We start from the raw sequence: 11,747 nt of genomic DNA, 5'->3' as shown, positions 1-11,747 counted from the left end.
CATCAAGAACAACGCCCAGTTCCGCGGTACGCCGGTGATCATGCTGTCCTCGAAGGACGGCCTGTTCGACAAGGCGCGCGGCCGCATCGTCGGCGCTGAGCAATACCTCACCAAGCCTTTCACCCGCGACGAACTCCTCGGCGCGATCCACCGGTACGCGAAGGCGAGCTGACCGAACTCCACGCAAGACGACGTCCAGGGGGACGTGTGGCAAACATTCTCATCATCGACGACTCGCCCACCGACGTCCGCGTGTTCACCACGCTGCTCGAGAAGGCGGGTTTTTCCGTTTCCAGCGTCGACAATGCCGAGGCTGGCCTCGACCGCATTCGCGCGAACAAGCCGGACCTGGTGATCATGGACGTGATCATGCCGGGCATGAATGGCTTCCAGGCCACGCGCACACTGAGCCGCGATCCGAACACGGCCGACGTGCCGGTGGTCATGATCACCACCAAGTCCATGGAAACCGACCGCGTGTGGGGCCTGCGCCAGGGTGCGAAGGCGTTCATCACCAAGCCGGTCAACGAGAAGGAGCTGCTCTCGACCATCGCCAGCCTCCTGCCGAACACGACGCATTGAGGACGCCATGAGCGAGAACGCGGCACTCACGCCATTCGAACTGCTCGCCCACTACGAGCGGGCGTGCCTCGCGCATACGGCCGACGCGCCCGAGCGCGTGGAATCGCTGGGCCTGTGGCGCGGCATCGGTTTTCGCGTGGGGCGCCGCGCCTTCGTCAGCGGCATCGAGGAAATCAACGAACTGCTCGCCGTGCCGGCGCTCACCAATGTGCCGGGCACCCAGCCCTGGCTGATGGGCGTGGCCAACGTGCGCGGCAACCTCGTGCCCGCGATCGACCTGGGCCGTTTCCTGTTCGACGAGCGCACGCCGGCGTCGGAGCGCTCCCGTCTGTTGCTGGTGCGCCAGCACGGCGGCACCGTGGGACTGCTGGTGGACGAGGTGTTCGGCCAGCGTACGATGGACGATGCCCAGCGCGATTCGGGCGAGGAAGAACACGATCCGCGGCTGGCGCGGTTCGTCGCGCAGAACGTCCAGATCGGCGAGCAGACGTTCGGACTTTTCAGCATGAGCCGTCTGGTTCGTGCGCCGGATTTCCGGCAGGCGGCGCTTTAAGCGTCTCCATAGGGGGAGGGGACGGCCGGGTGGCCGCCCCTTACAGGATGGGCGGAGCCGGCTAGAGCGGTTCCGCAATGGGAACGGAGGGGCGGTCCTCGGACCGCTTCGTCATGCCGGTGGCCATCGAGGCCCCGGCGGCTAGCTTTGCCAGGTTTGGGTGAGGTGGATATGAGCACGACAGCAGGCGGCGCAGGCCGGGAACGTGGCTACACGATCGTCATCGTGTTCCTGCTCCTGGCGATCGGTTTGGCGTCGGTCGACTTCTGGTGGCTGAACAACAAGAACGGCGAGGATCGCGAAGCCATCGCGCTGACGACCCAGGTGCAGGTGCTGTCGCAGCAGACCGCGAAGTACGCCCTGGAAGCGTCGGACGGCAACCGCGACTCCTTCCGCGAACTGGCCGCCACGAGGAACACGATCGATTCGGCCGTGCAGCGCCTGGTGAAGGGCGACGACAAGACCGGCATGCCGGCCTACGCGGACGAGAACAGGACGCAGGCGGGCCGTGCCATCGGCGCGCTGTCCAATGCATGGCACCAGCTGGACGCGGACATCGGCAAGATCCTTTCCAACAAGGACCTCGTGCTTTCCTCGGGCGAGCGCGCCGACCTCTTCGCCAAGCAGATGCCTCTGTTGAACGCCCGCACCGACGAGGTGCTGAACATCGTCCAGCAGAAGAATGCCTCGGTGGAGCAGACCTTCACGCTGGCCCGCTGGATGCTCATGGCCGACCGCATGATCCGCCGCGTGCAGGAGATCCTGCAGGGCGGCGACGGCGCGCAGTCGGCGGCCGACGGCCTGTCCCGCGACGCGCAGCTGTACGGCGCGGTGCTGAAGGGCCTGATCGACGGCAACCCGGATGGCGGCGTGCGTGCCATCGGCGACGGCAATGCCCGCAAGATCCTCGAAGGCATGCAGACCTCGTGGGCCGACCTGGTGGATCCGGTGAACCAGCTGGTTACCGCGTCGCCCAACCTGCAGGACGTGAAGCGCGCAGGCAACCAGGCGTCGCTCGACTCGCAGACGGTGCTGCTCCGCGCGAACGAGTCCGCCGACCAGATCGCCAAGCTGCCGCTCACCCGCCTGTTCCCGAACGTGTGGTGGGGCCTGCTGGGCGCCATCGGCGCGGTGCTCTTCGCGCTGCTGCTGGTCTACAACCTCGTGCGCGACCAGCGTCGCCGCTTCGAGACCACGTCGGAACTGAACCAGCGTAACCAGACCGCGATCATGCGGCTGCTGGACGAGATGGGCACGCTCGCCGAAGGCGACCTCACCATCAAGGCCACGGTGACCGAGGACATCACGGGCGCCATCGCGGACGCCATGAACTCCGCCGTGGACGAGATGCGCAACCTCGTGACCACGATCAACGAGACCGCGGTGCGCGTCTCCGCGGCGGCGCAGGAAACGCAGGCCACCGCCATGCACCTCGCCGACGCGGCGGAACAGCAGGCGCAGCAGATTACCTCGGCCACCTCAGCGATCAACCAGATCGCCACCTCGATGGACACGGTGTCGAAGGATTCCGCGGAATCGGCGGACGTGGCGCAGCGCTCGGTGCAGATCGCCTCGCGCGGCGCGGAAGTGGTGCGCGAAACCATCCAGGGCATGGACTCGATCCGCGACCAGATCCAGGAAACGTCGAAGCGCATCAAGCGCCTGGGCGAGTCGTCGCAGGAAATCGGCTCCATCGTGGAACTCATCAACGACATCGCCGAGCAGACGAACATCCTCGCGTTGAACGCCGCGATCCAGGCGGCCTCGGCGGGTGAAGCCGGCCGCGGCTTCGCGGTGGTGGCGGACGAAGTGCAGCGCCTGGCCGAACGCTCGGCCAGCGCCACGAAGCGAATCGAAACGCTCGTGCAGACGATTCAGTCCGATACGAACGAGGCGGTGAGCTCGATGGAACAGACCACCGCGGAAGTGGTGGCCGGTGCGCGCCTGGCGGAAGACGCCGGTACCGCGCTGGGCGATATCGAGCGCGTGTCGAACGACCTCTCGGCGCTGATTCAGAACATCTCGGCCGCTGCCCGCCAGCAGTCCGCGGCGGCCACCGATACCTCGGCCACCATGAACGTCATCCAGGAGATCACCTCGCAGACGTCGCTCGGCGCGAGCCAGACGGCCGAGTCGATCGGAAACCTCGCCCAGCTCGCGAACGACTTGCGCCTGTCCGTCGCGAACTTCAAGCTGCCGGGCTAACGCAGTGAGACTTCAAGACCATACCGATTTCACCACGCTGCACTGGGTCAAGGCCGAGCTCGACGACGCCTTGTCCAAGGCACGTCAGGCCCTCGAGTCCTACGTCGAGGACTCGCGCGACGCCTACGTCATGCACACTTGCGCCGCGGACCTGCACCAGGTCCACGGCACGTTGCGTATGGTCGAGCTCTACGGCGCCGCGATGGTCGTCGGCGAGATGGAACAGCTGGTCGCCGCCCTGATCGACGACCGTGTCGCCCAGCGCGACGACGCGTATGCCGCGCTCATGCGCGGCATGATGCAGATGCCGGATTACCTCGAGCGCCTGCAAAGCGGCCATCGCGACGTGCCGATCGTACTGCTGCCGTTGTTGAACGATCTGCGCGCGAGCCGGGGCGAGCAATCGCTGCACGAGTCCGCGCTGTTCACACCGAACCTCGACACCATGCTGCCGGCGACCGCTCCGGGCGCCAGCGATCCCGCCGCGGCCGAAGCTCAACGCGGCGAACTCGCCGAGTTGCGCGTGCGTTTCCAGCAGCAGTTGCTGGCGTGGTTCCGCGGGCAGGGCAACGAGCGCCAGCTGCTTGGCATGCGCGCCACCCTCGACAGCATCGCGGCGCGTTGCTACACCATCGCGGGCCGCCGCCTGTGGTGGATCGCTGCCGGCGTACTCGAAGGCCTCGAGCGCGGCGTGCTGCGTGCGCACGAGAAAGATGTGCGCCAGCTGATCGGCCGCGTGGACCGTTCCATCCGCGAACTGGTCGAAGGCGGTGAGGAAGCCCTGCTGGGCGGTGACGCCGACGAACTTGCGCGCAAGCTGCTTTATTACGTGGCCCAGGCCAAGCCGGGCAGCGATCGTATCGAGGAACTGCGCCAGACATATCGCCTCGAGGGCCTGCTGCCGCAGGCGTCCGAGGTGGAACATGCCCGCGGCTCGATGTCCGGTCACAACCGGGCGCTGCTCGACACCGTATCGGCGGCCATCAAGGACGACCTGCTGCGGGTGAAGGAAGCGCTCGACCTGTTCCTGCGCCGGCCCGACGGCGACCCGGCCCAGCTCGGCCAGCAGACCGACGTGCTCGACCGCGTGGGTGACACGCTCGGCATGCTCGCCCTGGGCGTGCCGCGCCGCGTCGTCGGCGAACAGCGCCGCATCCTCGGCGAGATCGCCACCGGTGCGCGCGAGCCGGACGAAGAATCCCTGCTCGACGTGGCGGGCGCGCTGCTTTACGTGGAAGCGTCGCTGGACGATCACATCGAACGGCTCGGTGCCGACGGCGATAGCCCGGCACCCGGCGACCTCGGTCCGTCGCCGCTGCCGCGCAGCGAGGCGCGCCACATCCTTTCCACGCTGATGCGCGAGGCCACGGCCAACACCGCGAAGGTAAAGGACGCGATCGTCGGTTTCGTCGAATCGTCGTGGAACCACGACCAGCTGGCCGGCGCGCCGGAACAGATGGCCGAGATCGGCGGCGCCATGCGCATGCTCGGCGCGAGCCGTCCGGCGGAACTCGCCGACGGCATCGGCCTCTTCATCCACCGCGAACTGCTCGGCGATCGCCGGGTGCCGAACGGTACGCAGATGGATCGGCTGGCCGACGCGCTGGCCGCGCTGGAGTATTACCTCGAAGCCGCGCGCGAACATCGCGGCGGCCTGGAACACATTCTCGACGTCACCCAGCAGAGCCTGGCCGAACTCGGTTACTGGCCCGTGCCCGTGGACCAGGAAGAAGGCGGCGAAGCCCTCGGCGATGCCGCCATCGAAGACATCGAAGCGGCCGCGATCGAACACATCGCCGTGCCTGCCACGAGCGCCGATCCGGACGAGACGGTCGCGAGTTTCGCCGACAGCTTCGATCTGGTGGACGAACCGCCGGCCGAAGTCGAAAGCGTGCCTGAAACACCCGTCGCCGCCGCCGACGAAGCGCGCACCGCACCGGCGGGCGAGGAAGACTGGGTCGAGATCGAGGAGGAGGTCGAGCAGGAAGTCGGTGGCCTCGGCATGGCCGAGTTCGCGGGATTCCAGATCACCGTGGATGGCATCGACGACGAAATCCGCGAGATCTTCCTCGAAGAAACCGAGGAAGAGATCGGCAACCTGCGCACCGCGCTGGGCCATTGGCTGGCCGAGCCGGAACGCAGCGACGCCCTGGTGCCTATCCGCCGCTCCTTCCATACGTTGAAGGGTTCCGGACGCCTAGTGGGTGCGCGCCTGCTGGGCGAGTTCTCCTGGAAAGTGGAGAACATGCTCAACCGCGTGCTCGACGGCACGATCGCTCCGCATGAAGGCGCGCAGGCCCTGGTCCGCCACGCCGTGGACGCGCTGCCGCAGCTCAAGGCCGCGCTCGAAGGCGATGCCACGCCGGCCGCGCCGATCGCGGCGATCATGGAAACCGCCGACCGGCTGGCGATGGGCGACATGGCCTTCGTCGAAGACGTGGCGCGCCATTCCATCCATCGCGTGCGCAGCAAGGTGAAGCGCCGCGTTCCGCGCGACACCATCGCGGCCGTGCCCGTCGCGGGCTTCGCGGCCTATGGCCAGCCGCCGGCGGAAGCGCCGGTGGAAGCCGCGCCAGTGGACGCGGTGCCCGAGGAAACCGTCGCTCCGGTCGAGAACGTGGCCGAGGTGGAGTCGTTCTATGTCGCGCCGCCGTTGCCCCCCGTGGACGCGGTGCTGCTCGACATCCTGCGTGCCGAGGTGGCCCAGTACCTCACCGTGATCCGGGCGAACCTCGCGCGGGCCGGCGAGGGCGAGCTGCCGGTGGACGATGCGCTGCTGCGCGCCGTCCATACCCTGCACGGCGCGATCGGCATGGTCGACATTCCGGTGCTGATCCAGGTGCTCGCGCCGCTGGAAGGCCTGATCAAGCGCGTGCGCGCCAGTGGCGAGCCGCTGCGGCAGGAAGGCGTGCAGGCACTGACGGATGCAGCCGACCTGGTCGACCACGTCATGGACCAGTTCGACGCCCCCGATCCGCGCGTGCCGGATGTGTCCGGACTCGCCGCGCGCATCGTCGCCCTCCGCGACGAGCAGCCGGAAGCCACGGTCGCACACATCCTGTACGAGCCCGATCCGCTGCCGCTCGACGATGAGCTTTCGCTCGACGCGCTGGACGACACGGTGGGCGACACCGTGGGCCAGCCGGACACGGTGCCCGAAGACATCGAGGCGTACCTCCCCGAGCAGGCGCTGGAACCGAGCGTTCCGTCGCTGGACGAACAGCTGCTGGCCGACGAACTTGCGGAGGAAGGCGAGCTACCGGACCTGGAGCAGGTACCGCTGGAGCCCGTCGCGGCGAACGACGCCTTCGCCGCGGAACTCATGGCGTCGCTCGAAGACTTCGACATCGAGAAGGTCGACGTCGAAAAGCCGGAAGGCGAGGTCCGTCCCATCGTGGCCTACGACGCCGAAGAGGACGCCGCATGGCGTGCGCTCCTCGGCGAGATCGAGGATGCCGCACCGCCTGCAACCGCCGAGCACGAGCCGCTGCCGCAGCCGATGTCGCACGACGGCGACGTGCTGAACGTCGACGACGGCTTGGTGGAATTCATCGCGGACGAGCCGGTGGTCGCGCAGGACGACGCTTCCGACGATCTGCCAGCCACGTCCGAACTCTCCAGGGAAATCGAAGAGTTCATGGCGGAGGAATCGGCCGAGGCAGATGCTGAGCCCGCATTCGAAGAGCCCACCGTCGAACAGCCGGTTCACATCGAAGACCAGTCGCACGAGCCGCTGGCCCCGCCGGTGCATACGCCTGTCGAAGACGTGGCTCCCGCACTGGTGCCCGAACTCTCGCCCTACGCCGATATCGATCCCGACCTCCTCGAAGTATTCGTCGAGGAAGGCCGCGAGATCCTCGACCACGCGGACGCCGCGCTGGCCTCGTGGCGAGTGGAGCCCGAGCAGCCGGAGCATGTCGCCGCCCTCCAGCGCGACCTGCACACGCTGAAGGGCAGTGCGCGCATGGCTGGCATCGCGGCCGTGGGCGATCTTTCGCATGCGATGGAGGCGCTGCTCGACGCGGTGGCCGGTGGCCAGCGCGAGAGCGACCGGCCGGCCATCGAAGCGATGGAAGCGGGTTTCGACCGCCTGCACGGCATGATCCAGTCCATCGCCGTGGGCAAGTCGATCGCGCTGACCGATGCGGACATCGAGCCGTTCGCGCGCCTGGCAGGTTCGCCGATCGGCCCGGATACGCTCACCGCCGAGGCCTACCGCGAAGAGCGCGAGGCCGAGATCATCGAGCACGCTCCCGTGTTCGAACCGATGCCCGAGCCCGAATCGCCGCCGGAGCCCGTCTTCGAGCGCGAGCTTCCCGCGCTGCTGCCGGAGTTCGAGGAAGAGGAACTCCAGCGTGCGTCGCAGGAGCAGATCCGCGTTCGCGCGGACATGCTCGACACACTGGTGAACCATGCCGGCGAGGTCTCGATCTACCGCTCGCGCCTGGAACAGCAGACGGCCAGCTTCCGTGCCGCGCTGACCGAGCACGAGCAGACGGTCAGCCGCCTGCGCAGCCAGCTGCGCATGCTGGAAATCGAAACCGAGGCGCAGATCATCGCGCGTTACCACCAGGAGCATCGCGACACCGGCCTGTCGAACTTCGACCCGCTGGAACTCGACCGCTTCTCGCAGCTGCAGCAGTACTCGCGAGCGTTGGCCGAGTCGGTGTCCGACCTTGTGTCGCTGCAGACCATCCTGGACGAGCTGACCCGACAGTCCGAGAACCTGCTGTTGCAACAGCAGCGCGTGAACGCGGAACTGCAGGAAGGCCTCATGCAGACGCGCATGTTGCCGTTCGACGCCATGGTGCCGAACCTGCGCCGCACGCTGCGCCAGGCCGCGTCCGACGTGGGCAAGCGCGCGCAGCTCGTGGTGGAAGGCGCCAACGGCGAAATGGACCGCAACATGCTCGACCGCATCAAGGCGCCGTTCGAGCACATGCTGCGCAACGCCGTCGCGCACGGTATCGAGCCGCCGGAAGTTCGCGAGGAAGCAGGCAAGAATCCGGAAGGCACGGTGCGCATCCAGGTAGCCCGCGAAGCCACGGAGATCGTGGTGCGGCTGTCCGACGACGGTGCCGGCATGGATCGCGACGCGATCCGCGCAAAGGCCATCGAACGCGGCCTGTTGCGTCCGGACGCCCGCGTGTCCGACGACCAGATCTTCCAGCTCACCCAGGTGCCGGGCTTCTCCACCGCCGAAAAGATCACCCAGGTGGCGGGGCGCGGCGTGGGCATGGACGTGGTGGCCAACGAGATCAAGCAGCTCGGCGGCACGCTCGGCATCGAGTCGGAGAAGGGCCGCGGCACCACCTTCGTGATGCGCCTGCCGTTCACCCTCGCGGTGACCCAGGCACTGATCGTGCGGATCGGCGAAACGAACTTCGCCATTCCGATGACGTCGGTGCACGGCGTGGCTCGCATGGCCCCGAACGAACTCGCCCATCGCATGGCCGATGCCGATCCCGCGTTCGATTACCTCGGCGAGGAGTACGGCATCCACGACCTGCCGCAGCTGCTCGGCGTGCACGTGGTGTCGTCGCCGGACGAAGGCGACATCCCGCTGCTGCTGGCACGCTCGGGCGACCTGCGTGCCGCGATCCGCGTCGATGCCGTGCTGGGCTCTCGCGAAATCGTGGTCAAGCCGGTCGGCCCGCAGGTCAGTTCGGTACCGGGCATCCTCGGTGCGACGATCATGGGCGACGGCTCCGTGCTCATGATTCTCGATCTCGCACCGCTGGTTCGCCATGGCGTGGCCCGCCGCGCCTTCGAGGCCGAGGCCTTGCTGCCGCATGCCCCGCGCGCGCAGGACGAAGTTCGCGTGAAGCCGCTGGTGATGGTGGTCGACGACTCCATCACCATGCGCAAGGTCACCGGCCGCGTGCTGGAACGTCACGAGTTCGAGGTGATGACGGCGAAGGACGGCATCGACGCGCTGGAGAAACTCAACGAGCGCGTGCCCGACCTGATGCTGCTCGATATCGAGATGCCGCGCATGGACGGCTACGAGCTGGCGACGCAGATGAAGGCCGACGAGCGGCTGGCCGGTGTGCCGATCATCATGATCACGTCGCGTACCGGCGACAAGCATCGCCAGCGCGCGTTCGACATCGGCGTGGACCGCTACATCGGCAAGCCGTACCAGGAGAACGACCTCATCGTGCAGATCAACGACGTGCTCGGAGTCCACCATGGCTGATCGCGAGGCGACGGTCGCGCTGCTGTTCGACGACGCCAGCCTTTCCGCGCACCTGCGGGAGGCACTCGTCGCCCAGGGCGCGCGGATCGTCTACGAGTCGGACCTGCGTTCGTTCGCTCCGGCCGAACTCGTCGGGTCGTCGGCGGACGTCGTCGTCGTCGACCTGGACAACCCCGGCGACGACGATCTGGATCGCCTCTACGACACGGTGGAAGGCGGACATCCGCGCCTCGTATTCAACGATGCCGATGCAAGCCGGAAACTCGAAGGCTGGGACCGCGCGCGTTGGGCGCGGCACCTCGCGGCGAAGCTGGTCGGCGAAATGGCGCTCGATCCGCCGCGGCCGGAAGACGCGCGTGCCATCGAGCCGCGGGTCGCCGCGCTGGCGGGCGTTGCTACGCCGGCTGAAGAGCGCTTCGAAGAGCCGCTGGTCGACGATCTTGCGATCACGGGCAGCCATGGGTATCCCGAGACGCCGATGCCGGTTTCCGAGGCTGCGGCGTTCGACGAGGCGCCGGCCATGGCGGACGACGTGGCCGATGCATTGAGCTTTTCGACTCCGCTTTCCGAAGAAGGCGGGGAAGGCGAGGGCGTGACGTCGTCGGAACTGGCCGCGGAACTCGAAGCGCTGCTGGCCGATTCCGGTCCGCTCGTGGAGGACGATCTCGAATCGTTGCCTTCCGCCCCGCTGGAACTGACCGAGTTTGCTTCGCTGGATATGTCGGGGTTCGAAGTGGTGGAGGACATCGCCGCTCACGAAGCGCAGCCGGATCCGGCGAACCGTGCGGGCAGCCTGAGTCTGGCGTCGCTGGACGACGAGCCTGCGACCGACGCGCCGGAAACAGTGCATTCCGTTCAAATCGAGTCGCGAGCCACGGAATACGTACCGCCGCCGGTCCCGGAATGGGACCTCGTGGATCACGATGCCGTTGTGGTCGAACCCGTGCCGCGCCCCGCGCCCGCCGAGTTCGGTATCGAAACGATCAGCGCCGCGGAGTACCTCGCGCAGGACGTCGTTGACGACGGGTCGCATGGATTGGAAGCGGGCTTCACGCTGGAGCTGGTGTCGATGGAGGAAGCCGTCGCCCCACGTACCGACGGCGAATTCGCGCACGAGATGTTCCTCGAGGCGGCACCTCGCGCGGTGCGCCGTGTGATCGCCTTGGGTGGCTCGCAGGAGAGCGAAGCTTCGATCGCGGCGTTCCTTGCCGCGCTGCCGGCGCGTGTTCCGGGTGTACTGCTTGTGGTCGCCCATCACGACGACGCGCAAGGTCTTGCCGCGCGCCTCGGCGCGCGCGTAGCGGCCGACGGCGGCCATGCAGGCCACGGCGATCGGTTGGTGGTACCGCGAGGCTCGCACGTGCAGATCCGCCGCGATGGCAGCGTTGCAGTGCGTGACGACGGCAGCGCCGCGAATACGGCCGGACCGTCCATCGACGGCGTGCTGAGCACGCTTGCCGGCGGCTTCGGTGCCGATGCGCTTGCCATCGTTTTTGCCGGCCGCGGCAACGATGCGATCGCGGGGGCGCAGGCGGTGTACGACGCGGGCGGCCGCGTGTGGGTCGAAGCGGTGCCGCCGGAAGCGGAAGCGGGACACATGGTGGCCGGCATCCGCGAGGAGCGGGTGGCCGACTATGCCGGCGACGTGAGCGCGCTGGCCCGGAAACTGATCGAGGAATTCCCATGAGCGAGCCGTTACCGCGCGAAATCCGCTGCGTCCTGATTCCGAGCGGTGGCGTTCGTCTCCTGCTGCCGAACGCGGCTGTCGCGGAAGTGATCACGCTGGCGGGCGCGGAGCCCGTGGCCGATGCGCCGGAATGGCTCCTGGGCCGCATCGCATGGCGCGGCTGGAGCATTCCTCTGCTGAGCTTCGACCATGTAGCGAGCTTTCCCGAAGACGCGCCGCCGCAGACCGCGCGTGTCGCCGTGTTGAAGGCGGTGGGCCAGCATCCGTCCATGCCTTACCTCGCCGTGCTCACCCACGGCTTCCCGCGCTTGACCACGCTGAATGCGGAACTCCTGCTTCCGACCCACGACGGAAACGACCTGCCGTTCGGCGTCCGCGCCCGCGTACTGGTGCGCGACGACACGGCGGTAATCCCGGATCTGGAACAGCTGGAAGGCACGCTGATCGAGATGCTGGCAGCGGCCTGAAGCTCGGCGCCGTCGCCCCTGCGAAGGCAGGGGCCCAACGCCTTTGCGCCGCAC

General features: G+C 67.7%; 7 protein-coding genes. All 7 read left to right on the top strand.

What is annotated here, in order from left to right:
• On the top strand, nt 1-172 hold a 172-nt coding region (locus ACPYOD_RS16985; RefSeq protein ID WP_481302890.1), incomplete at its 5' end, for a response regulator.
• A gap of 35 nt (nt 173-207) precedes the next feature.
• Nucleotides 208-582, top strand: a complete 375-nt coding sequence (locus tag ACPYOD_RS16980; RefSeq protein WP_167025388.1) for a response regulator — start codon at nt 208-210, stop codon at nt 580-582.
• Nucleotides 583-589: 7 nt separating this feature from the next.
• Complete coding sequence (locus tag ACPYOD_RS16975) at nt 590-1,135, top strand: chemotaxis protein CheW (protein WP_481302888.1); 546 nt, start codon at nt 590-592, stop codon at nt 1,133-1,135.
• Nucleotides 1,136-1,306: 171 nt separating this feature from the next.
• Nucleotides 1,307-3,340, top strand: a complete 2,034-nt coding sequence (locus ACPYOD_RS16970; protein WP_481302887.1) for a methyl-accepting chemotaxis protein — start codon at nt 1,307-1,309, stop codon at nt 3,338-3,340.
• Nucleotides 3,341-3,344: 4 nt separating this feature from the next.
• Nucleotides 3,345-9,539 carry an Hpt domain-containing protein gene (locus ACPYOD_RS16965; RefSeq protein WP_481302886.1) on the top strand — a complete coding sequence of 2,065 codons (6,195 nt, stop codon included), beginning with the start codon at nt 3,345-3,347 and terminating at the stop codon, nt 9,537-9,539.
• Complete coding sequence (locus ACPYOD_RS16960) at nt 9,532-11,226, top strand: chemotaxis protein CheB (RefSeq protein WP_481302885.1); 1,695 nt, start codon at nt 9,532-9,534, stop codon at nt 11,224-11,226. The genes ACPYOD_RS16965 and ACPYOD_RS16960 overlap by 8 nt, the downstream gene beginning before the upstream one ends.
• Entirely contained in the window at nt 11,223-11,693 is a 471-nt protein-coding gene (locus ACPYOD_RS16955; protein WP_481302884.1) for a chemotaxis protein CheW, read from the top strand. Before ACPYOD_RS16960 ends, ACPYOD_RS16955 begins: the two co-directional genes overlap by 4 nt.
• Nucleotides 11,694-11,747: the final 54 nt, after the last annotated feature.

It is taken from the genome of Luteibacter sp. HAY1-4A (assembly GCF_056755355.1).
This window is presented reverse-complemented; position numbering and strand designations above follow the sequence as displayed.